The organism is Mycobacterium terramassiliense (assembly GCF_900157385.1).
GTDB lineage: Bacteria > Actinomycetota > Actinomycetes > Mycobacteriales > Mycobacteriaceae > Mycobacterium > Mycobacterium terramassiliense.
This window is the reverse complement of the sequence record NZ_LT717701.1, coordinates 767552-788951: the sequence shown is the minus strand read 5'-3', so window position 1 is coordinate 788951 and position 21400 is coordinate 767552. Positions and strand designations below refer to the sequence as shown.

Below are 21400 nucleotides of genomic sequence, written 5' to 3'. Positions count from 1 at the left end.
AATCTGCCATAAGAACGCAGGATACTCAATCCAGACGCAACGGGTAACTCAACCGGAGTGCGGCCGAACAATCGGGAACAAAACTGTCTCTCTTATCGACAGGCCGGTCAAAGACATCAGCAACCGATCGATACCCATTCCGGTTCCCGTGCATGGGGGCATCCCGTACTCGAGCGCGGCGAGAAAGTCTTCGTCGAGCACCATGGCCTCGTCGTCGCCGGCCGCCGCGGCGCGGGCCTGCGCCGCGAACCTCTCGCGCTGCACGACCGGGTCGTTGAGTTCGGAATACCCGGTGGCCAGTTCGACCCCGCGAAGGTAGAGGTCCCACTTCTCGGTGACGCCGGGAATGCTGCGGTGCTGGCGGGTCAAAGGCGTTGTCTCGACAGGGAAATCCTTGACGAATGTGGGAGCGTTCAGCGCGTTTCCCACGGCGTGCTCCCACAGTTCCTCGACGAGCTTGCCGTGTCCATAGCCGCGGTCCTCGGGGATCTGCACCCCGAGCCGATTCGCGATGGCCCACAGCCGGTCGACCGTCGTCTCGGGCGTGATCTCCTCGCCGAGCGCCGCCGACAGCGAGGGGTACATTTGTATAGACGCCCATTCTCCGTCTATGTCGTAGACGCTGCCGTCTGGCAACGGGAGTTGTCGGGTTCCGATCGCCTCGTCGGCCACCTCTTGAATAAGCTCACGCGTGACGATCGCTGAATCGTCATAGGTTCCGTAGGTCTGGTAGGTCTCCAACATCGAAAATTCTGGAGAATGCGTCGAATCGGCCCCTTCGTTTCGGAACACGCGATTTAGCTCGAAGACCCTGTCGAATCCGCCGACGATGCAGCGCTTGAGGAACAGTTCCGGCGCGATCCGCAGGTAGAGATCGATGTCGAGCGCATTGGAATGGGTGACGAACGGCCGGGCCGCGGCGCCACCGGCCAGCGTCTGCAACATAGGCGTTTCGACTTCGAGAAACCCGCGCCGTTCCATCGCGTTGCGTATCGCGCGGATGACGGCGATTCGCTGCCGGGCCACGGACCGGGCCTGGGGGCGGACGATGAGGTCGACGTAGCGCTGCCGCACCCGCGACTCTTCGTTCATCTCCTTGTGCGCGACGGGAAGCGGGCGCAGCGACTTGGCCGCCATCCGCCACGAGTCGGCCAGGACGGACAGCTCGCCGCGCCGCGAGCTGATCACGGTGCCGTGCACGTACACGATGTCACCGAGGTCGACGTCGGCCTTCCACGCGTCGAGCGCCTGTTGCCCCACCTTGTCGAGGCTGATCATCACCTGAAGGGTGGTGCCGTCGCCGTCCTGGAGTGTCCCAAAGCACAATTTGCCGGAGTTGCGCGCGAAGATGACGCGGCCCGCGACGCCGACGATGTCGTCGGTGGCCGTGTCGGTCGGCAGGTCGGGGTGGGCGGCGCGCACCTCGGCCAGGGTGTGGGTGCGCTCGATGGCGACCGGGTAGGGGTCGCACCCCTCCTCCAGCAGGCGAGCGCGCTTGTCCCGGCGGATCCGGAACTGCTCGGGGAGGTCGGGGTCGGCTTCGCTCACGACGTGCCAGCTTAATTGACCGGGCAGCGGGCCTGCGCCGACGGCATCGCGCGGTGTGCGCGGTTTCGATGCGACGGCGACGGCCGTCAGCGCGCCGTCTTCAGCCGACCGCGCTGGGCGTCCCGGTTGCGTTCGAAGACAAGCTGCAGACCGTGCAGCGTGAGGTGTTGGTCGTAGTGGCTGACGGTGTGCAGCTCGGGCAGCAGCAGGGGCGCGGTATGGCCGGTCGCCACGACCGCGACCTGGTCGCCCAGGGCGTCGGCGAAGCCGTCCACGTCCTCGCGGATGCGCTGGACCAAGCCGTCGACCAGCCCGGCGAACCCGAACACCGCACCGGCCTGCATGCATTCGACGGTGTTCTTGCCGACCACCGAACGGGGCCGGGTCAATTCGACGCGACGCAGCGCGGCTGAGCGGGCCGCGGCGGCATCGGAGGACACCTGCACGCCCGGCGCGATGGCGCCGCCCAGAAACTCGCCCTTGGCCGACACCACGTCCACGCAGATCGAGGATCCGAAATCGATGACGATGGCCGCGGTGCCGAACTTGTGAAACGCCGCCAGGCAGTTGACGATGCGGTCGGCGCCCACTTCTTTCGGGTTGTCGACCAGCAGGGGAATCCCGGTGCGCACGCCCGGCTCGATCAGCACGTGCGGCACCGACGGCCAGTACTGATCGAGCATCACCCGCACCTCGTGCAGCACCGACGGGACGGTCGACAGCGCGGCGGCGCCGGTGAGGCGCTCGGAATCGTCGCCGATGAGCCCGTCGATGGTCAGCGCCAGTTCGTCCGCGGTGGCCTCGGATTCGGTGCGGATCCGCCACTGCTGCACGACTTTTGCGTGCTCCTTGGATCCGGAGATCAGTCCGACGACGGTGTGTGTGTTGCGGACGTCGATGGCCAGCAGCACGGTTACCGCGCGCCGATCCGCGGGTCCAACAGCTCCGCCGCGTCAGCCGGCACGAACGCCGGGTCGTGCCCGAGGTCGATCGGCTTGTTGTCGGCGTCGACGAAGACGATCCGCGGGCGGTAGGCGCGCGCCTCCGCTTCCTCCATCGTCCCGTAGGCGATCAGGATCACCAGGTCGCCCGGGTGCACCAGATGCGCTGCGGCGCCGTTGATCCCGATCACCCCGGTGCCGCGTTCGCCGGTGATCGCGTAGGTGACCAGGCGGGCGCCGTTGTCGATGTCGACGATGGTCACCTGTTCGCCCTCGAGCAGGTCGGCGGCTTCCATCAAGTCGGCATCGATGGTCACCGAGCCGACGTAGTGCAGGTCGGCCTGCGTGACGGTGGCGCGATGGATCTTCGACTTCAGCATCGTCCGTAACATCAATTCCTCCAATGTGATTGGGCGAGTTCGTCCGGCCCGGTGGTGCCGGCGAGGTTTCCGATCTGGATTGACACGTTGTCGAGCAGCCTGGTGCTGCCGAGCCGGGCCGCGACCAGCAGCCGGCCGGATTCGTTGTCCCGCAGCGGTCCAAGGTCAGCGTCGCGCAGCTCGAGGTAATCGACCACCAGGCCGGGCGTGGCGTCGAGCACCGCGCGAGCCGCGTCCAGCGCGGCCTTTGCGCCGTGGGTGGCGGCGTGCGCCCCGGCCGTCAGCGCCGCCGAAAGCGCCACGGCCAATTCGCGCTGGGTGGCGTCCAGGTAGCGGTTGCGCGAAGACATCGCCAGACCGTCGTGTTCGCGCACCGTCGGGACGCCGACGACGGTCACGTCGACGTTCAGGTCGGCGACCATCTGGCGGATCATGACCAGCTGCTGATAATCCTTCTCGCCGAAGTAGACCCGGTCGGGGCGCACGATCTGCAGCAGTTTGCACACCACCGTGAGCACGCCGGCGAAGTGGGTGGGCCGCGGGCCGCCCTCGAGCTCGGCGGCCAGCGGGCCGGGCTGCACGGTGGTGCGCAGCCCGTTGGGATACATCGCCGAGGCGGTCGGCGTGAAGACGATCTCGACGCCCTCGCCGCGCAACAGCGCCAGGTCGTCGTCGAGGGTGCGGGGGTAGGCGTCGAGGTCTTCGCCGGCCCCGAACTGCAGCGGGTTGACGAAGATCGACACCACGACCACCGAGCCGGGCACCCGCTTGGCCGCGCGCACCAGGGCCAGGTGCCCGTCGTGCAGGGCGCCCATGGTGGGCACCAGCATCACCCGGCGACCGGTGTGGCGCAGCGCGCGGCTGACGTCGGTGACATCGCGCGGCGCCGGGTAGACGTTGAGTCGGCCGGGAGTGAAAGCCGGCTTGCGCGGGGCCGTCATCGCACCAGCACCTCGACGACGTCGTCCGGAGCGTGCGCGCGCTGGGCGGTCCGCAGGGCGTTGACGCGGTAGGCCTGGGCCAGGTCGGGATCGACGTCGCCCAGCGCGGCCAGGTGCTCGGCGACGGCGGCCGCGTCACCGCGGGCGACCGGACCGGTGAGCGCCGCCTGGCCGCGTAGCAGGGTGTTCTCCAGCGCGGCGCGGGCCAGCGGCCCGACGATCCGTTCGGCGAGGCCGCCGGGTTGGTCGTCGACGCTTTGTTGGCCGAGCAGTTCGCTGCCGCGCAGCGCGGCCCGCAGCGCCTCGAGCGCGTCGGCGACGACCGTCACGATGTGGTTGCCGACGTGCGCCAGCGCGGCGTGGTACAGGACGCGGGCGTCCTCCCGGACGCAGAACGGCTCCCCGCCCATCTCGAGGACCAGCGACTGCCCGATCGCGTACCCGACGTCGTCGGCCGCCGTGATCGCGAAACAGGTGTCGGGCAGGCGGCTGATGTCCTCGTCGGAGCCGGTGAACGTCATCGCCGGGTGGATCGCCAGCGGAACGCAGCCGTCGTGGGCAAGCGGGGAGAGGATGCCGACGCCGTTGGCGCCGGACGTGTGCGCCACGATGGTTCCCGGCCGCACGGCGTCGGTGGCCGCCAGGCCGGACACCAGGCCGGCGAGCTCGCTGTCGGGGACCGCCAGTAGCAGCAGTTCGGCGTTGGCGGCCACATCCGGCGGCGACACCACCGGCGTATCGGGCAACCGGCGCTGCGCGCGCTGACGCGACGCCCTCGACACACCGCTGCACGCCACCACGACGTGGTCGGCGCGCTCCAGCGCGACACCGAGCGCGCAGCCCACCCGGCCGGCGGAGATGATTCCCACCTTGAGCCGGGCGGGGCGCAATCCGTCGAACTGCCCCATCGCAGACGACCTCACAGCTTTCTTTGTTCGTTCCGGTCCACTGCTCGGGTACCGGACGGTCACTAAGACTTTAATCGATCCATCAGGCCGAGCCCAATGAAAGCCGGTGTGAGGAAGCTCCCAGCTCAGCCGTCACGTCGACGGCGCCGGCCGCCACCGGAGGGCTCGACCTGCAGCCGCGCCAAAAGTTCGGCCACCGACTGGCCACCGCTCGGCGGCCCGTCGGCCGAGCCATCCGGCCCCGGCTCCAGGGGATCCGCGCCGCGATGGCGCGGGACCGGCTCCGCGCGGGCTCGCCCGGGCCCCAGAAGCTGCGGTCGCCGGCGTCGCGGTACTCGGCCGAATGCCGAGCCCGCGCCCGGCGACCGGATTCGCCGTAGGCCGGCGGCTGCGGGTGCTCGAAGGGCGAGCCGTCCAGGGTTTCCCCGGCGCCGTAATGCCGCGCGCGACGCCCACCCGTCGGCTCACCAACCGGTGCGCCGGCCGACTGGGCGCCGGCCCAGTTGCCGCCCGGCGCGCCGGGGGGCGCCCACTGCCCCTCGGCGGCGGTCGGCTGCCAATCCTGCATCTGCGGCTGAGGTCCCGGCGGCTGTTGCCGGGGCTCGAATCGCGGCTCGGGCTCCGGCGGCGCCGTCATGTACGGGGGCTCCTGGGAAACCACGTACCGCGCGTCGGGCGGGACCTCGTACTGGCCGCGAACGCGCTCGCGCGGGGGCGGCGGCGGTTGGCGGGGCGGCAGCAGCGGCTCCTCGGGCACATCGATGATCGCGGCCTCGTCGGCGCGGCCGGCGCCGTGACCGGGCGGGTGGTCCCGCGTGACCGATGTCACCCGATCGCTGGACACCCAGTCCGGGTTGCTCTCGCCGTTGCGCTCCCAATCGCTGTAGGCGCGGGTTCGCGGCGCCTCGGTTTCGACCGTCTCCAGCGCCGGATGGTGCTGCAGGTCGGTGTCGAACAAGATCTCCAGGCTGGTTCGCAGAGCGCTCAGCTCGGCGCGCAGCGCGGCCAGGTCGTCTTCGGCCTGGGCGCGCAGCTCGGAGGCCAGCTCGCGACGCAGCTGGGACTCCACGGTCAGCTCGTACTCACGCCGGGCCGAGATTTCCCGATCCAGCTGCAGGTCGTAGACCAGCTTGAGATCGCGCACCCGGGACTGGTCCGCGTCGCTTTGACGGCGGTACAACACCGAAACGAAGGCGCCGGCGACTGCGGCCCACAGCGCCAGGATTACAGCGAGCTTGAGGAGTTCCACCCGATTGGTGAAAACCAGTGCGGAACTGGCCCCCATCGCGAGGACCAGCAACGCCGTCAAGAGCAGCCACCCCGGCCTGCGGCCGCCGCGCCGAACACGAGCGCCGCGGGACAGAACGGTCATGGCCTGAGAGTACCTGCGCGAGGTCACTCCGCGTGTCGCGCGGCACCGGCGATTCTCGCCGGGGTCATTGCGGGGCCTCGGCGCGCACTACGTTTCGGCGCCCTCGCCGTGGTCGGCCGGATCCTGCGGGGACTTGCAGCAATGCTGCAGCCACAGCGCGGCGACAACCAGGGCCAGCGCGCTGACGGCGGCCACCACGGTCCCGTTGGTGTCGTCGGCGGCGACGCGCAACCACGATCGCCGGGGGAAGAAGTACACCAAGACCCCGATCCACCAGCCCAACACCAGCGCGCCCACCCAGGCCGACGCCTTCGCCACCATCACGCTGCGCGCGACCGCCAGCGGGTGTAGCCAGCCGGGCCCGGTCCCGATTTCGCCGTCGTTGATCTTGACCCGCACGTAGCGCGCCCACAGCGCCTCGGCGATGGCCACGCCGAGCAGCGACAGGCCCGTCCACACCGTGATGGGTGGAAACCACCGGTACAGGGTGATCACCAGCAGGTAGCCCACCACCGCAGCGCCGACCACCGCGGCCGTCAGGTCACGCTTCCTGGTGGGGCCCATCAGCTATGGCGCCCCTTCAACTCCAGCGTCAGGCCGGAGGGCCGCACCGCGGCCCGGTCGGCCGGCTCGAGCTCGGCCAGCAGCTGCGCGACCCGACGCGGCCCTTCGGCGACCGTCAGCCGGGCGTCGGGCTCGATCGCCAGCCACGGCACCATCACGAACGCCCGCAGGTGGGCCAGCGGGTGCGGCAGCGTCAGGTTGGGTTCGCGGACGACCAACTCCGTGTCGCCGTAGCAGGCGATCAGGTCGACGTCGAGGGTGCGCGGGCCCCAGCGCTCGCCGCGCACCCGCCCCGCGGCCCGCTCGAACTCCTGCGCCCGGCGCAGCCAGCCCTGCCCGTCATACGCCGGGTCCTCCGCGATGAGCGCCGCGTTGAGGAACGGCGCCTGCTCCACTCGGCCCCAGGGGTCCGTCTCGTACACCGGGGACACCGCCACTACCGCCTCGCCCAACCCGTCGACCACCGACTGCAGCCGCGCCAACCGGTCGCCCAGGTTGGATCCGATCGACAGCACGACGCGGGTCATACCGCCCCGCCCGCCGGGATCACCGAACCGCGACCGCCGCGCCGCGACCGCCGAACGACCACGGCGACGTCGGCGAACTCGTGCGGGATGGGCGCCTGCGGCTTGTGCACCACCACCTCGACGGCGTGCACGCGTTGGTCGACCATCACCCGGTCGGCGATCTCCCCGCCGACCGCCTCAATCAGCTGGCGCGGCGGCCCCCCGACGACGTCGGCCGCCAGTTGGGCGAGCGCGCCGTAGTCGTAGGTGTCGGCCAGGTCGTCGGTGGCGGCGGCGTCGGCCAGGTCGATCCACACGGTGATATCGACGACGAACTCCTGCCCGCCGGCGCGCTCGTGCTCGAACACCCCGTGTCGGCCACGGGCCGTCAAGCCGCGCAACTCGATTCGATCAGCCATTTCGTTCCCAGGCCTCCACGACCTTGAGGGCATCGACGGTGGCGCGCACGTCGTGTACGCGCACGCCCCAGGCCCCGGAGAGGGCGGCCAGCGCGGAGATCACCGCGGTCGCCGTCTCGCGCCCGTCGGGCGGGCGCGGCGACCCGCCGGGTCCGGCCAACAACGTGCCCAGGAACCGTTTACGCGAGGCGCCCAGCAACACCGGCACCCCGGTGGCGACCAGCTGCGGCAGCGCGTGCAGCAGCGCCCAATTGTCTTGTCCCGTCTTGGCGAATCCCAGCCCGGGGTCGATCACCAGCTGGTCGGGATCCACGCCCGCCGCGACCGCGTCGTCGACGCTGGCGAGCAGCTCGGCGCGCACTTCGGCCACCACGTCGCGGTAGTGCGGCGCCTGGTGGGGGCGCTCCGAGGACACCGCTCGCCAGTGCATCAACACCCACGGCACGCCGGCCTCGGCCAGCAGCGGCGCCATCGAGGGATCGGCCCGCCCGCCCGACACGTCGTTGACGATTCGCGCGCCACTCTGCAGCGCCGCCCGCGCAACGTCGGCGTGCATGGTGTCGATGCTCACGGTAATGCCCTGCGCGGCAAGTTCTTTGACGACGGGCACCACCCGGGACGTCTCGAGGCGCGCGTCGACGCGGACGGCGCCGGGTCGGGTCGACTCCCCGCCCACGTCGACGATCCCGGCCCCCTCGGCGGCCATCGCCAGACCGTGGGCGACGGCATCGTCGGTATCGAGGTAGCGCCCACCGTCGGAGAAGGAGTCGTCAGTGACGTTCAGGACCCCCATCACCTGCACGGGCGCCCGCCTCACTTGCGCAGGATGAGGTCGAGCGCTTCGGCTCGGGAGGCGGGGCTGGTCTTGAACATGCCACGCACCGCCGAGGTCGTGGTGACGGCGCCGGGCTTGCGGACACCGCGCATCGCCATGCACAGGTGTTCGGCCTCGACCACGACGATCACCCCGCGCGGATCCAGTTTGCTCACCAGGGCATCGGCGATCTGGCTGGTGAGCCGCTCCTGCACCTGGGGCCGCTTGGCGTAGAGGTCGACCAGACGGGCGATCTTCGACAGGCCGGTCACCCTGCCGTCCTTGCCGGGGATGTACCCGACGTGGGCCACCCCGTGGAACGACACCAGGTGATGCTCACAGGTGGAGTACATCGGGATTTCCTTGACGATCACCATCTCGTCGTGGTCCTCGTCGAACATCGTGTTCAAGACGCTGTCGGGATCGGTGTAGAGCCCAGCGAACATCTCGCGGTAGGCACGCGCGACGCGGGCCGGGGTGTCCTGCAAGCCGTTTCGATCCGGGTCTTCGCCGATCGCGTAGAGCAGCTCGCGGATGGCCGCCTCGGCGCGTTGCCGATCGAACGCCCGTATGCGTGGAGTCGTGTGGCGGTCGTCCGGGCCCAAATCCGGCTCCAAATCTGGGAGAGCCATCGGATCCTCCGTTCGTCAGCCGTGGGCCGGCGGGTTGGACCGGCTCACGTCGTCGCCCCGGCTGTCGGGAGCCTTTCCGGCATCCGGATTCGGTTGAGCGGGCGGCGGATAGGGGGGATAGGGCGGGTAATGCTGGTGGGTAGGGTGCCCCTGGCNCGGCGCGTTGCCGATCGAACGCCCGTATGCGTGGAGTCGTGTGGCGGTCGTCCGGGCCCAAATCCGGCTCCAAATCTGGGAGAGCCATCGGATCCTCCGTTCGTCAGCCGTGGGCCGGCGGGTTGGACCGGCTCACGTCGTCGCCCCGGCTGTCGGGAGCCTTTCCGGCATCCGGATTCGGTTGAGCGGGCGGCGGATAGGGGGGATAGGGCGGGTAATGCTGGTGGGTAGGGTGCCCCTGGCCCTGGGGGCCCTGCTGGCCCGGGTAACCCGGGGCGGGCTGCGGCCAATAGGGCTGCGGCGCCGGTGGTGTGGGGCTCGCGGCCGGCGGGTACCAATGATTCGGCTGCTGCTGGTGCTGCGGCGGCCATCCCGGCGCATACCAGCCCGCCGGGGCGCCGTAGTCGGGTTGGGTCGAGCCGTGCGGAACGGGCTGGCGATTGCCGGCCCCTTGGCCACCGTGAGACCCATTGCCGCCGTTGGCGTTTCGGGCCGCCTCGGCCTGCGCGGCCTCGCTGGCGCGGGCGATGGCCGCCTTGAAGGCCGGCTCCTGTACCGGGGGCGGCCACGGCTCGCCCCGCTCCATGGCCAGCTCGCCGGGCGTCTTGATCGGCGGCTTGTCCGACGGGATCCGGCCGCCGAAGTCGTCGAACATGGTGAGCCTGGGCCGCTTTTCGACGCCGGAGAAGATGCCCTCCAGCTCGGGCCGGTGCAGGGTCTCCTTCTCCAGCAGCTCGCCGGCGAGCGTGTCGAGCACGTCACGGTATTCGGTGAGGATCTCCCAGGCCTCGGTGTGCGCGGCCTCGATGAGCTTGCGGACCTCGTCGTCAATGTCCCGCGCGACCTCGTGGGAGTAGTCCGCCTGCGTTCCCATGGTCCGGCCCAGGAAGGGGTCACCATGTTCGGTGCCGTACTTCACGGCGCCCAACTTGGAGCTCATGCCGAATTCGGTGACCATCGCGCGCGCGATCTTGGTCGCCTGTTCGATGTCGGACACCGCGCCGGTGGTCGGCTCCCGGAACACCAGCTCCTCGGCGGCGCGCCCGCCCATCGCGAACACCAGCTGGGCGATCATCTCCGACCGCGTCCGCAGCCCCTTGTCCTCCTCCGGCACCGCGACCGCGTGCCCGCCGGTGCGCCCGCGGGCCAGGATCGTCACCTTGTAGATCGGCTCGATGTCCGGCATCGCCCACGCGGCCAGCGTGTGGCCGCCCTCGTGGTAGGCGGTGATCTTCTTTTCCTGCTCGCTGATGATGCGGCCCTTGCGACGCGGCCCGCCGATGACCCGGTCGACCGCCTCCTCGAGCGCGGCGCCGGTGATGACGGTGCCGTTCTCCCGGGCGGTCAGCAGCGCCGCCTCGTTGATGACGTTGGCCAGGTCGGCGCCGGTCATGCCGACCGTGCGCTTGGCCAGCCCGTCGAGGTCGGCGTCGGGACCGATCGGCTTGCCCTTGGAGTGCACGCGCAGCACCGCGCGGCGGCCCGCCATGTCCGGGTTGCTCACCGGGATCTGCCGGTCGAAGCGGCCGGGCCGCAGCAGCGCGGGGTCCAGGATGTCGGGACGGTTGGTGGCCGCGATCAGGATGACGCCGGTGCGATCGCCGAAGCCGTCCATCTCGACCAGCAACTGGTTCAGCGTCTGCTCGCGTTCGTCGTGGCCGCCGCCCAGGCCGGCGCCGCGCTGGCGGCCGACGGCGTCGATCTCGTCGACGAAGATGATGCACGGGTTGTTCTGCTTGGCCTGCTCGAAGAGGTCGCGCACCCGCGAGGCGCCCACACCGACGAACATCTCCACGAAGTCGGAGCCCGAGATCGTGAAGAACGGCACCCCGGCCTCGCCCGCCACGGCGCGGGCCAGCAGCGTCTTGCCCGTTCCGGGGGGCCCGTAAAGAAGCACGCCCTTGGGGATCTTGGCGCCCAGCGCCTGGTACCTGCTGGGGTTCTGCAGGAAGTCCTTGATCTCGTAAAGCTCCTCGACCGCCTCGTCGACGCCCGCGACGTCGGCGAACGTGGTCTTGGGCATGTCCTTGTTCAGCAACTTCGCGCGCGACTTGCCGAACCCGAAGCCCATCCGCGCGCCACCCTGCATGCGGGAGAACATCACGAACAGGCCCACCAGCAACAGCAGCGGCAGCACGTAGACCAGCAGCTCGCCCAGGATGCTGCCCTCGTTCACGACGGTGCTGACCTTGGCGTTCTTGGAGTTCAGCGAGTTGAACAGGTCTACGGCGTATCCGCTGGGGTACTTGGTGATGACCTTGTCGGAATTGTCGGTGTCCTTATTGCCCTTTTTCAGCGTCAACCGCAATTGCTGCTCGCGATCGTCGATCTGCGCGCTCTTGACGTTGTCGCCGTTGATCTGGGCCATCGCCACCGAGGTGTCGACGGGCTTGTAACCGCGGGTGTCGTCGCTAAAGTAAAAAAACGACCAACCCAGCAGCACCACAACGGCGATCGCCGTGAGCGTGCGAATCACGTTTTTCCGGTTCATCAATCATCGGCCTCGTCGGCCAGGTCCTTCCGCGAAACACGAAGCTGGAAAAGTCCAGGCTACCGCTAGTGTCGATCGCCAGCCCCGGCAGAGCCGGGGCGCAGCGGGTCGGCACCATTCACCCGGTGTCGATCGCCAGCCCCGGCAGAGCCGGGGCGCAGCATCTGCCCGTACAACGACCGGCAGTTCCCGATCTGGTTCCCGACGTGGCAAACCACACATCGTCGCGCCGCCGCTCCAGGCGGCTCACTCGTAATAGCGCGCTTCGACCACATTGCCGTCGGGGTCGGCGAAGTAAAAGCCCTGCGGCGCGAACCCGCGTGCCCCATAGCTGTGGTGCAGTCGCGCGCTGGTGTCCACGCCTTGTTCCTGCAGCCGCCGATCCAACGCCTCGTATTCGGACCTCGACATCGCCAGGCACACGTGGTTCACCGGATGGCCGGCGCTGCCCACGACCTTCGTGAACGACTCGGTGCCCGAGACGTTCGTCATCGGCAGGAGATTGATGATGGAGTCTTCACACACGCGCACGCTGGGGAACGGCGCTTCCCCCGCCGCGAACTCGGCGAACCGCACCGGCGCGAGGCCGACCACCCTCGAGTAGAAGTCCATCGACGCTTGCGGATCCTTGATCCATAAGACGATGTGGTCGAGCCGCTTCATGCAAAGTCCACCTTTCAGCTACCGCCGACGCATCAGTCGCGATGTCTACCAGGCCGTCGGACTCGGCAAGGCAGGAAGGCAATTTCCAATCCAGGCATACCCTTCTCAGCCCGGGGTCCTTGTGCTTTGGTGAGACGGTGCTTTCGTCAACCGAACGGTTAGTGGACACCAACGGTGTGCGACTCCGGGTGACCGAGGCGGGAGATCGCGGCGCGCCCGTCGTGATCCTGGCCCACGGCTTTCCCGAGTTGGCCTATTCATGGCGGCATCAGATACCGGCGCTCGCCGACGCCGGCTATCACGTGCTGGCGCCCGACCAACGCGGGTACGGCGGCTCATCGTGTCCCGACGCCATTGAGGCTTACGACATTCACCAGCTGACCGCCGACCTGGTCGGGCTGCTCGACGACGTCGGGGCCGAGCGCGCCGTTTGGATCGGGCACGACTGGGGCGCCGCCGTCGTGTGGAACGCGCCGCTGCTGCATCCCGACCGCGTGGCGGCGGTGGCCGCGTTGAGCGTCCCGCCCCTGCCGCGCCCGCACGTGGCGCCGACGAAGGCGTGGCGCAAAATATTCGGCGAAAACTTCTTTTACATCCTGTATTTCCAGGAACCGGGCGTCGCCGACGCCGAACTCAACGGTGATCCCGCCCGGGTGATCCGCCGGATGATGGGCGGCTTACACACGTCCGGGGGCAGTGATGCGCTGGTGCGGATGGCCACCCCGGGCCCCGAGGGCTTCATCGACCGGCTCCCCGAACCCGGCGGGCTGCCGGACTGGATCAGCCAGGACGAACTCGACCACTACATCGGCGAATTCTCCCGCACCGGCTTCACCGGCGGCCTGAACTGGTACCGCAACTTCGACCGGAACTGGGAGATCACGCCGGAGCTCGCGGACGCCAAAATCCCTGTGCCGTGTTTGTTTATCGGCGGGACCGGCGATCCGGTGTTGTCCTTCACCAGCGCCGACCGCGCGTCGGAGGTGATCTCCGGGCCATACCGCCAGTTGATGATCGAAGGCGCCGGACACTGGCTGCAGCAGGAGCGGCCCGAGGAAGTCAACGCCGCCCTCTTGGAATTCCTCAACGGATTGGAGCTGCGATGAGCGCGCCGCTGCGTTTCGGAGTCTTTATCACCCCATTCCATCCGACCGGCCAATCCCCCACGGTCGCTTTGGAATACGACATGGAGCGCGTGGTCGCGCTGGACCGCCTCGGGTTCGACGAAGCCTGGTTCGGCGAGCACCACTCGGGTGGCTACGAGTTGATCGCCTGCCCGGAAGTGTTCATCGCGGCCGCCGCGGAACGGACGAAGCACATCCGACTGGGCACCGGAGTGGTGTCGCTGCCGTACCACCATCCGCTGATGGTGGCCGATCGCTGGGTGCTGCTCGACCACCTGACCCGCGGCCGGGTCATGTTCGGCACCGGCCCCGGCGCGCTGCCGTCGGACGCGTACATGATGGGCATCGACCCGGTCGATCAGCGTCACATGATGCAGGAGTCCCTCGAGGCGATCCTTGCGCTGTTCCGCGCCGACCCGGCGGAGCGAATCGACCGCCACTCCGACTGGTTCACGCTGCGTGACGCCCAGTTGCACATCCGCCCCTACACCTGGCCCTACCCCGAGATCTCCACGGCCGCAATGATTTCGCCGTCCGGTCCGCGGCTGGCCGGTGCGCTGGGCACGTCGCTGCTGTCGCTGTCGATGTCGGTGCCGGGCGGCTACGCCGCGCTGGAGAACACCTGGGAGGTGGTGCGCGAGCAGGCCGCCAAGGTCGGCCGCGACGAGCCGGACCGCGCCTCCTGGCGCGTTCTGAGCATCATGCACATCGCCGACAGCCGCGAGCAGGCCATCGAGGATTGCACGTACGGGCTGCAGGATTTCGCGGACTACTTCGGCGCGGCGGGCTTCGTGCCGCTGTCCAACGCGGTCGACGGTGAGGCGCAGACGCCGCACGAGTTCGTCGCCGACTATGCGGCCAAAGGCAATTGCTGCATCGGCACGCCCGACGACGCGATCGCCCACATCGAGGACCTGCTGGAGAGGTCGGGTGGTTTCGGAACGCTGTTGATGCTCGGCCACGACTGGGCCTCACCCGAGGCGACCTACCACTGCTATGACCTGATGGCCCGCAAGGTGATTCCCTATTTCAAGGGACAGCTCGAGGCGTCGCGCTCCTCCCATGACTGGGCCAGGGGCAGACGCGACCAATTGATCGGACGCGCCGGCGAGGCCGTCGTGAAGGCCATCACCGAGCATGTCGAGGAGCAGAAGGGCGTGGGAAACTGATGCGCGCTGCGGTTTTACGCGACGGCCGGATGGTGTATCGCGACGACGTCCCCGAGCCCGTGCCCGGGCCGGGCCAGGTGCTGGTCGGTGTCAAAGCGTGCGGAATCTGCGGCTCGGACCTGCATTTCGCCGCCCATGGCGACGAGGTGGTGGAGATGACCGCCCAGGTGTCCGCCGGCGCCGGGGGCATGGCCGTCGACCTGAACAGCGACGTGTTCATGGGGCACGAGTTCAGCGCCGAAGTGCTCGAGGCCGGGCCCGACACGGATACGCATCCGCCCGGCACCCCGGTGACCTCGCTTCCCCTGCTGCTCTCCGCCGGGGGCGTCGAGCCGATTGTCTATAGCAACAGCACCATTGGGGGCTACGCCGAGCGGATGCTGCTGTCGGCCCCGCTGCTGATGCCCATCCCCAACGGCTTGGACCTCAAGCATGCGGCGTTGACCGAACCCATGGCGGTGGGATTGCACGCCGTGAACAAGTCGAACATTCAGCCGGGCGAGACTGCCCTGGTGCTCGGCTGCGGGCCGATCGGCATCGCGATCGTCGCGTCCCTTCGGGCTCGAGGGGTGGAAAACATCGTGGCAGCGGACTTCTCGCCGAAGCGTCGTGAGCTGGCCACGGCGATGGGCGCACACCAGACGGTGGATGCGGCCCAGGGCTCACCGTTCGACACCGTCAAACCCGCCGTCGTGTTCGAGGCGGTAGGGGTCCCCGGAATCATCGACGACGTGCTGCGGCGGGCGCGGCCGGGCACACGCCTGGTGGTCGCGGGCGTCTGCATGCAGCCCGACACCGTGCACCCCTTCTTCGCGATCGCGAAGGAAATCAACGTGCAATTCGTGCTCGCCTACAACCCAGAGGAGTTCGGTGACTCGCTGCGCGCGCTGGCCGAGGGCGAGATTGACGTCACGCCGCTGATCACCGGAGAGGTCGGACTGGAAGGGGTCGGCCAGGCCTTCGACGACCTCGCCGACCCAGAGCGACACTGCAAGATTCTGGTAACGCCCTAAGCAAAGTCCGTCACCGGCGGCTAGGCCGGCGTCGAGCAGGCCGGCGGCCGGGCCGGCGCGTCGCCCTCGGTCGCCCGGTGTCCGTCAGACGGTCGGGCTATTGCCAGTCTCGCGGCATGTCGCCCGCGTGGTTGGGGCAGACGTCACGCGTGGCAGCCCGCAGGGTGTGGGCCGCGTCCAGCGGTGGCATCTCCTTGGAAAGCACCGAGAACGCGTACTCGCTGGGATACGACGAATAGCCCAGGTGTATCGCACTGGCGTGATCGTCCATCAGTGCACACGCTTGCTGCTCGTAGTTGGGGTCGGCGTGGGCGATGCCGGAGCCACACCAGACGGCCACGCCGACCGTCGCCGTGGTCGCTACGAGCCTGATGGAGTGCCGGCCGGTGGCCTTGATTCGCTTCGCGCGTGCAGCGACGGGAGAATACTGGCGTGTGTGTAATTGCTTGGGGGACATAAGAAGCTGTACCCAGGCGCGCGCGGATTAAACCGCCAATCCGTCGAGACTAATCTTCTTGAACGTTAATTTATCCCGCCGCCGCAGCGTCGCAGTTCCCAAATTCCTTGTGCGCCAAGCCGTTGCGGCGACGGATCTCCTGTACACGAGCACCTCGGGTCGTCCGATCACGACCGACATGGATTCTTCTCAAAAGCGCTTCCGATGAATGGTTGTCGGCGACAGCGGGCGTCGCCGGAGCAGATCAGAGGTTAGGCCGGAGCGATCCGGGCACCACGACCCTTCGCCGCGCGTATTCATTGGCGAGTCGAAAACTGTTCATTTAGCCGGGCCATACGCTGCAACTTGGGTGGATGAACTCAAAGATGTTGTGAATCAATATGATTAGAGTTCGACATGAACTTTGGTGCGATCGTCGCAATGTCGACTAGGCTTTGCCGTCCGAGCCGCCTTCGCCCGAACCGCTGATCCGGCGGGGGCACTGGCGCTAGTGTCCACACATGCCGATCGCATCGAACGCCCCGGGGTTGGCCCGCAAATGGATTACCTCGACCGCCGCCGCCTTGACCGTCGCCGCGCTGCCGTCGTGCGACAAGCACAACGCGACGCCACCGGGCGCGAACCCCCGCCAGGTGACCGTCGTCGGCTCGGGGCAGGTCCAAGGCGTCCCCGACACCCTGACCGCCGACGCCGGCATCGAGTTCACCGCACCCGACGTCACCACCGCGATGAACCAGACGAACGATCGCCAGCAAGCGGTGATCAACGCTCTGGTCGGGGCGGGACTGGACCGCAAAGACATCAGCACCACGACGGTCACCCTGTAACCGCAGTACGGCAACGGCGCCACCACGATCACCGGCTACCGCGCCACCAACGCGATACAGGTGAAGATCCATCCGACCGATGCCGCGTCCCGAATGCTGGCTCTCGTCGTCGGCACCGGCGGCGACGCCACCCGGATCAGCTCGGTCAGGTACTCCATCGCCGACGACTCGCAGCTGGTCAGGGATGCCCGCGCGCGGGCCTTCAACGACGCCAAGGCCCGTGCCGATCAGTACGCGCAGTTATCCGGCCTGCGCCTGGGCAGGGTGCTCTCGATTTCGGAAACCTCCGGGAACGCGCCGACGCCCGGCGGCCCGCCGGCGCCGCCCCGCAGCGTGGCCGCGGTCCCGCTGGAGCCGGGGCAGCAGACGGTGAGCTTCTCGGTGACCGCCGTGTGGGAGCTGGATTAGCCCCTACTCCTCGTAGACCCGCGGATCCAGAGTCCCGATGTAGGACAGGTCGCGGTAGCGCTCGTCGTAGTCCAGGCCGTAGCCCACGACGAAGTCGTTCGGAATGTCGAAGCCCACGTAAGCGATCTCGACCTTGGCGCGCACCGCGTCGGGCTTGCGAAGCAACGTGCAGACCCGCAGCGAGCGCGGACGCCGGCTCTTGAGGTTGCGCAGCAACCAGGACAAGGTCAATCCCGAGTCGACGACGTCCTCGACGATGAGCACATCGCGGTCGTTGATGTCGCGGTCCAGATCCTTGAGGATCCGCACCACGCCGGACGATGACGTCGAGGACCCGTAGGAGCTGACGGCCATGAATTCGAACTGGGTCGGCACCGGAATCGCACGGGCCAGGTCGGTGACGAAGATCACCGCCCCCTTGAGCACGGTGATCAGCAGCAAATCCTGACCCGTCTCGGCGGCTGGCCCGCGGTAGTGGTTGCCGATTTCCTCGCCGAGTTCGGCGATGCGGGCCTGAATTTGCTCGGCGGTGAGCAGCACCGACTTGATATCCCCGGGATACAGCTCCGCGGGCTGCGCCGGGGTGATCGGCGGCGACGTCTGGGCCACGACCACAGAGTGCCACGCCAGCGGCCGAATAACCAACGGCAGGCCCGACTTACACAGGCTCGCGCCACAGGGTGAGCACGCCGTCGCGCCGCCCCGCGATCAAACGCTCGCCCCGCAGCGCCGAACCCACCGCCACCCCGCCTTGTCCGCGCCAGTCGGTGATCAGCGCGTCCACGCCGCGGATCTGTTTGTCGGTCAACCCGGTTGCGCCCCCGGCCAGCAGCCAGCCGCGGATCACCCGCCGGCGCACGGGGCCGGACAATTTACCGAGGGCCCCGGGCTGCAGCCCCGGGCCCGCCCGCACCCCGGGCAGCGCCTGCGCCGCGAGCGCGTCGATCAGCTCGGTGTCCTCACGCAACGCGGTCGCGGTGCGCGCCAACGCCTCGGCCACGCCGCCACCGAGCACGTCCTCCAGCAGGGGCAGCACCTCCAGGCGCAGGCGGGTCCGGGTGAAGCGGCGGTCGCTGTTGTGCGGGTCCTGCCAGATCGCCAGACCCAGTTCCGCGCACGCGGCGTGCGTCGCCGAGCGCCGCACTCCCAACAGCGGCCGACACCACGGCGGGTCGTGCGGGCGCATCCCGGCGATCGAGCGCACCCCCGAGCCGCGGCCCAGCCCCAGCAGCACCGTCTCCGCCTGATCGTCGAGCGTGTGGGCCAACAGCACCGGGCCGGCGGAGGACTCGCGCAAGGCGGCGTAGCGGGCGGAGCGCGCCGCCGCCTCCGGGCCGCCGTGCTTGCCCACCTGGACGCAAAGCACTTGCGCGTCAATGCATCCCAGGGCGATGGCCTGCCGGCGCGCGGTCTCGGCGACGGCGGCCGAACCGTCCTGCAGGCCGTGATCGACGATCAGCGCGGTGGTGGGCCGAAGCGGCGCCGCGACGGCGGTGAGCGCCAGGGAATCCGGGCCGCCGGACAGCGCAACGCACCACGGCTCCTCGGTGGCGAGATAAGTGTGGGCGAACGCCTCGACAGCCGTGCGCAGCTGCCCTACAGCACCCTGTCGATCCATCGCTGGGGGTTTTCGATTTCGGAGGGCAGCGGCAGCGTATCGGGGCCCGACCAGACGGTGTTGAACCGCTGCATTCCCACCCTGCCAACCACGTGGTCCACGAACGCCTTGCCGCGCGTGTATTGGCTGAGCTTGGCGTCGAGCCCGAGCAGCGCGCGCAGCACGCGCTGCAGCGGGGGTTGCTTGCGGTGGCGACGCTCGTCGAATCGGCGGCGAATGATGGCCACCGACGGCACGACGACCGGCCCGACGGCGTCCATCACGTGGTCGGCGTGGCCTTCGAGCAGGGTCCCGAGCACCAGCAGCTGATCCAGGGCCTCGCGCTGCGGCTCGGACTGCACGGCGCGCACGAGCCCGATGATCCCGGACGCGCCGCCGTCGGATTCGGCGGCGCCGCGGTTGCGCACGAACTCGGCGAGACGGGCCGCCACCTGGCCGACGTCCTCCCCCACGTCCTGCGTCAGCAGCCCCAACGCCTCGGACATGTAATCGGATAGCCACGGGTTGGCGGTGAACTGGACCCGGTGGGTCACCTCGTGCAGGCACACCCACAACCGGAAATCGGAGGGCTCGACCCGAAGCTGGCGCTCGACCGCGATGACGTTCGGATACACCAGCAGCAGGCTTCCGTCTTTTGTGGCCTCTTGGCTCCTGGCGAACGGGTCGTACTGGCCGAGGATCCCCGATGACACGAACGCCAGCACGGCGCCCGTCTGCGCACCGGTGATGCGGCCCGTCAGGAAACCCCGCGGCGTCTCGCTGCCGTTGGTCATCACCCGCATCGACTCGGCCGCGGCACCGATCCACTGCGAGCGGTCAACGATTCGGGCGGGCGGCACCGCACCGTCGGTGACCAGGCCCGTGACCTCGCGCACCGGCGGTTCGGCTTTGGCCGCCGCGCTCGTCAGCTCCTCGATCGCCTGTCGGCGGGTGTAGTCGCTGGAGGCCGGGCCCGGGCGGGCCAGCCGCTGGCCGACCGTCGCAGCGAATCGCCAGTCGACGGCAGTGCCGAGGGTCAGGCTCGACGAGGGCGTCATGCGCACCCACAGAACCAGAGCTTGGTGGCCAGCGCATCCATCGCGTTGCGGCCGTTCGGGCCCGCGTCGTTGGACAGGAACGCGAACGTGAGCACCCGCCCGCTGCGATCGGTGAGCACCCCGACCAACGAGTTGACGGCGGTCAACGAGCCGGTCTTGGCGCGCAGCCAGCCGGCGGGACCTCGATCGGTGGCCGCGTCGAGGAACCGGTCGCCCAGCGTCCCGCTGCCGCCGGCGATCGGGAGCAGGTCCAGCAACGCCCGCAGCGCCGGCTGGTCGGGCCCGGCCGCCGCCTGCACCACACCGTCCAGCGTCTTGGCGGTCAGCCGGTCATCGACGGACAGCCCGCTGGAATCCACCAGCCGGGCACCGGCCGTGTCGACGTGGGCGGCGCTCAACCGGTTGGTCACCGCGTCGACCGCCCCGGCGAAGCTCTGTGGCCGGTTGATCGCGGCCGCCACCTCCCGGGCGATGCACTCGGCCAGGACGTTGTCGGAGTGGTCCATCATCTCGGACAGCCGCTGGATCAACGGCGCCGACTGGACCACGGCCAGCTGGCGCGCGCCCGACGGCGCCGCGCCGATCGTCACCGCGCCCGGATCCAGCCCGAGGCCCTTGGCCAGCTCCCGGCCGGCGTCCAGCGCGGGCGTCTTGGACCGCCGCGAGTTGACCGTGGTCGGCTGGATGCGGCCCGCGTCGATCATCACCGACTCGATCGGCGCGATGTCGCCGTTGTCGACGTCGGCCGGGTCCCACCCCTGGGCCATCGTCGGTCCGCTGAACGCGGAGGTGTCCACCTGCACCGCGGTCGGGGTCACGCCGCTGCGCTTGACCTGCTCGACCAGGTCGCTGATGCGCGCCGAACCCCGGTACCAGGTGTCCACACCGGGCGGCGCCGCCGAGAGCGCCGGATCCCCGGCGCCGACCAGCACGACAGGGCCCTGGGCATTGGGGCTGCCGGCGACCACCCGGGTGCTGATCCGGGCCTGCCGATCCAGCGTCAGCAACGCCGCGGCAGCGGTCAGGACCTTATTGGTCGACGCCGGCACCAGCGGCAGGTCGGGGGCCACCTGCCAGAGCTCTTTCCCGGTGAGGGCGTCGGTGATCCGGCCACCCAGCTTGCCCAGGTTGGGATCGGCCGCCGGGGCGGCGAGCGCGGCGGCCACACCGCCGGCGCTGGGCGTCTCGGCGCTGTCGGGCACCGCGACCATCCCCGGCTTGACCGTGGGCGGGCGCGGAGGCGGCACCGGGACGTGCGCGGCGCCGGCGCCGTGCCCGCCCGTGGTGAAAAACGTCGCCGCCGCCACCACCGCGGCGACGAACGCCAGCACGGCCAGCCCGATGAACACTTGGGTGGATTTCCGCCAGCGAGTAGGACCCATCACTCTCCTGACTGTTTGAACCCATTCTGC

The 21400-nt window shown here is 69.2% G+C and carries 20 protein-coding genes and 2 pseudogenes; 4 read left to right on the top strand and 18 right to left on the bottom strand.

Annotated elements, in window-relative coordinates:
• Positions 1-48: 48 nt before the first annotated feature.
• The 13 genes and pseudogenes from lysS to MTAB308_RS18465 all read right to left on the bottom strand — a co-directional run bounded on the left by lysS (position 49) and on the right by MTAB308_RS18465 (position 12335).
• The gene (gene lysS, locus MTAB308_RS18525) at positions 49-1548 is read right to left on the bottom strand and encodes a lysine--tRNA ligase (RefSeq protein ID WP_077101120.1); all 1500 of its coding nucleotides are present in this window, start codon (positions 1546-1548) and stop codon (positions 49-51) included.
• Positions 1549-1634: 86 nt separating this feature from the next.
• A complete protein-coding gene (locus MTAB308_RS18520; RefSeq protein ID WP_077101119.1) occupies positions 1635-2459 on the bottom strand; it encodes a type III pantothenate kinase in 825 nt (274 codons plus the stop codon).
• 2 nt (positions 2460-2461) lie between these two features.
• A complete protein-coding gene (gene panD / locus MTAB308_RS18515; RefSeq protein WP_066971501.1) occupies positions 2462-2881 on the bottom strand; it encodes an aspartate 1-decarboxylase in 420 nt (139 codons plus the stop codon).
• Complete coding sequence (gene panC, locus MTAB308_RS18510) at positions 2881-3810, bottom strand: pantoate--beta-alanine ligase (protein WP_077101117.1); 930 nt, start codon at positions 3808-3810, stop codon at positions 2881-2883. Before panC ends, panD begins: the two co-directional genes overlap by 1 nt.
• Positions 3807-4718: a Rossmann-like and DUF2520 domain-containing protein gene (locus tag MTAB308_RS18505; RefSeq protein ID WP_077101115.1), complete on the bottom strand. Its 912-nt coding sequence runs from the start codon at positions 4716-4718 to the stop codon at positions 3807-3809. Before MTAB308_RS18505 ends, panC begins: the two co-directional genes overlap by 4 nt.
• 125 nt (positions 4719-4843) lie before the next feature.
• Positions 4844-6090: pseudogene (locus tag MTAB308_RS18500) on the bottom strand (DUF6779 domain-containing protein).
• Between the two features lie 87 nt (positions 6091-6177).
• Positions 6178-6654 carry a DUF3180 domain-containing protein gene (locus MTAB308_RS18495; protein ID WP_077101113.1) on the bottom strand — a complete coding sequence of 159 codons (477 nt, stop codon included), beginning with the start codon at positions 6652-6654 and terminating at the stop codon, positions 6178-6180.
• On the bottom strand, positions 6654-7181 hold the full coding sequence (folK, locus tag MTAB308_RS18490) for a 2-amino-4-hydroxy-6-hydroxymethyldihydropteridine diphosphokinase (RefSeq protein WP_077101112.1): 528 nt from the start codon (positions 7179-7181) through the stop codon (positions 6654-6656). The genes MTAB308_RS18495 and folK overlap by 1 nt, the downstream gene beginning before the upstream one ends.
• Positions 7178-7579 carry a dihydroneopterin aldolase gene (gene folB, locus MTAB308_RS18485; RefSeq protein WP_077101110.1) on the bottom strand — a complete coding sequence of 134 codons (402 nt, stop codon included), beginning with the start codon at positions 7577-7579 and terminating at the stop codon, positions 7178-7180. Before folB ends, folK begins: the two co-directional genes overlap by 4 nt.
• The gene (gene folP / locus MTAB308_RS18480; RefSeq protein WP_108637353.1) at positions 7572-8396 is read right to left on the bottom strand and encodes a dihydropteroate synthase; all 825 of its coding nucleotides are present in this window, start codon (positions 8394-8396) and stop codon (positions 7572-7574) included. The genes folB and folP overlap by 8 nt, the downstream gene beginning before the upstream one ends.
• Complete coding sequence (gene folE, locus MTAB308_RS18475; RefSeq protein WP_077101107.1) at positions 8393-9025, bottom strand: GTP cyclohydrolase I FolE; 633 nt, start codon at positions 9023-9025, stop codon at positions 8393-8395. Before folE ends, folP begins: the two co-directional genes overlap by 4 nt.
• 259 nt (positions 9026-9284) lie before the next feature.
• Positions 9285-11672, bottom strand: coding sequence for an ATP-dependent zinc metalloprotease FtsH (ftsH, locus tag MTAB308_RS18470; RefSeq protein WP_077101105.1), 2388 nt, complete (start codon positions 11670-11672; stop codon positions 9285-9287).
• A gap of 246 nt (positions 11673-11918) precedes the next feature.
• Positions 11919-12335 (bottom strand): VOC family protein, encoded by a 417-nt coding sequence (locus MTAB308_RS18465; protein ID WP_077101103.1) that lies wholly within the window; start codon positions 12333-12335, stop codon positions 11919-11921.
• A 137-nt stretch (positions 12336-12472) separates the two neighbouring features.
• Between MTAB308_RS18465 and MTAB308_RS18460 the strand changes: the two genes are divergently transcribed.
• Genes MTAB308_RS18460 through MTAB308_RS18450 form a run of 3 tightly spaced genes read left to right on the top strand, consistent with a single transcriptional unit; the run spans position 12473 to position 15641 of the window.
• Positions 12473-13441 (top strand): alpha/beta fold hydrolase, encoded by a 969-nt coding sequence (locus tag MTAB308_RS18460; RefSeq protein WP_108637352.1) that lies wholly within the window; start codon positions 12473-12475, stop codon positions 13439-13441.
• Entirely contained in the window at positions 13438-14628 is a 1191-nt protein-coding gene (locus tag MTAB308_RS18455) for an LLM class flavin-dependent oxidoreductase (RefSeq protein ID WP_077101101.1), read from the top strand. Before MTAB308_RS18460 ends, MTAB308_RS18455 begins: the two co-directional genes overlap by 4 nt.
• A complete protein-coding gene (locus MTAB308_RS18450; protein WP_077101099.1) occupies positions 14628-15641 on the top strand; it encodes a zinc-binding dehydrogenase in 1014 nt (337 codons plus the stop codon). The genes MTAB308_RS18455 and MTAB308_RS18450 overlap by 1 nt, the downstream gene beginning before the upstream one ends.
• Before the next feature lie 97 nt (positions 15642-15738).
• Here the strand turns inward: MTAB308_RS18450 and MTAB308_RS18445 are convergent, their stop codons facing one another.
• On the bottom strand, positions 15739-15981 hold the full coding sequence (locus MTAB308_RS18445; RefSeq protein ID WP_157900967.1) for a hypothetical protein: 243 nt from the start codon (positions 15979-15981) through the stop codon (positions 15739-15741).
• A 617-nt stretch (positions 15982-16598) separates the two neighbouring features.
• Here MTAB308_RS18445 and MTAB308_RS18440 point away from each other — a divergent pair.
• Positions 16599-17333: pseudogene (locus tag MTAB308_RS18440) on the top strand (SIMPL domain-containing protein).
• 3 nt (positions 17334-17336) lie between these two features.
• Here MTAB308_RS18440 and hpt read toward each other — a convergent pair.
• Genes hpt through dacB form a run of 4 tightly spaced genes read right to left on the bottom strand, consistent with a single transcriptional unit; the run spans position 17337 to position 21370 of the window.
• Complete coding sequence (hpt, locus tag MTAB308_RS18435; RefSeq protein WP_077101097.1) at positions 17337-17948, bottom strand: hypoxanthine phosphoribosyltransferase; 612 nt, start codon at positions 17946-17948, stop codon at positions 17337-17339.
• Between the two features lie 43 nt (positions 17949-17991).
• Positions 17992-18951 (bottom strand): tRNA lysidine(34) synthetase TilS, encoded by a 960-nt coding sequence (gene tilS / locus MTAB308_RS18430; protein ID WP_077101095.1) that lies wholly within the window; start codon positions 18949-18951, stop codon positions 17992-17994.
• Positions 18930-19988, bottom strand: coding sequence for a zinc-dependent metalloprotease (locus tag MTAB308_RS18425; RefSeq protein WP_077101093.1), 1059 nt, complete (start codon positions 19986-19988; stop codon positions 18930-18932). Before MTAB308_RS18425 ends, tilS begins: the two co-directional genes overlap by 22 nt.
• Positions 19985-21370 carry a D-alanyl-D-alanine carboxypeptidase/D-alanyl-D-alanine endopeptidase gene (gene dacB / locus MTAB308_RS18420; protein WP_108637351.1) on the bottom strand — a complete coding sequence of 462 codons (1386 nt, stop codon included), beginning with the start codon at positions 21368-21370 and terminating at the stop codon, positions 19985-19987. The genes MTAB308_RS18425 and dacB overlap by 4 nt, the downstream gene beginning before the upstream one ends.
• Positions 21371-21400 lie beyond the last annotated feature (30 nt).

What these genes read in the sequence shown, in the direction of transcription:
- MTAB308_RS18455 (WP_077101101.1), top strand. Translation starts at nt 13,438, where the DNA reads ATGAGCGCGCCGCTGCGTTTCGGAGTCTTTATCACCCCATTCCATCCG.
- MTAB308_RS18450 (WP_077101099.1), top strand. Translation starts at nt 14,628, where the DNA reads ATGCGCGCTGCGGTTTTACGCGACGGCCGGATGGTGTATCGCGACGAC.
- panD (WP_066971501.1), bottom strand. Translation starts at nt 2,881, where the DNA reads ATGTTACGGACGATGCTGAAGTCGAAGATCCATCGCGCCACCGTCACG.
- ftsH (WP_077101105.1), bottom strand. Translation starts at nt 11,672, where the DNA reads ATGAACCGGAAAAACGTGATTCGCACGCTCACGGCGATCGCCGTTGTG.
- folK (WP_077101112.1), bottom strand. Translation starts at nt 7,181, where the DNA reads ATGACCCGCGTCGTGCTGTCGATCGGATCCAACCTGGGCGACCGGTTG.
- panC (WP_077101117.1), bottom strand. Translation starts at nt 3,810, where the DNA reads ATGACGGCCCCGCGCAAGCCGGCTTTCACTCCCGGCCGACTCAACGTC.
- folE (WP_077101107.1), bottom strand. Translation starts at nt 9,025, where the DNA reads ATGGCTCTCCCAGATTTGGAGCCGGATTTGGGCCCGGACGACCGCCAC.
- MTAB308_RS18465 (WP_077101103.1), bottom strand. Translation starts at nt 12,335, where the DNA reads ATGAAGCGGCTCGACCACATCGTCTTATGGATCAAGGATCCGCAAGCG.
- tilS (WP_077101095.1), bottom strand. Translation starts at nt 18,951, where the DNA reads ATGGATCGACAGGGTGCTGTAGGGCAGCTGCGCACGGCTGTCGAGGCG.
- MTAB308_RS18495 (WP_077101113.1), bottom strand. Translation starts at nt 6,654, where the DNA reads ATGGGCCCCACCAGGAAGCGTGACCTGACGGCCGCGGTGGTCGGCGCT.
- folB (WP_077101110.1), bottom strand. Translation starts at nt 7,579, where the DNA reads ATGGCTGATCGAATCGAGTTGCGCGGCTTGACGGCCCGTGGCCGACAC.
- MTAB308_RS18505 (WP_077101115.1), bottom strand. Translation starts at nt 4,718, where the DNA reads ATGGGGCAGTTCGACGGATTGCGCCCCGCCCGGCTCAAGGTGGGAATC.
- MTAB308_RS18425 (WP_077101093.1), bottom strand. Translation starts at nt 19,988, where the DNA reads ATGACGCCCTCGTCGAGCCTGACCCTCGGCACTGCCGTCGACTGGCGA.
- dacB (WP_108637351.1), bottom strand. Translation starts at nt 21,370, where the DNA reads ATGGGTCCTACTCGCTGGCGGAAATCCACCCAAGTGTTCATCGGGCTG.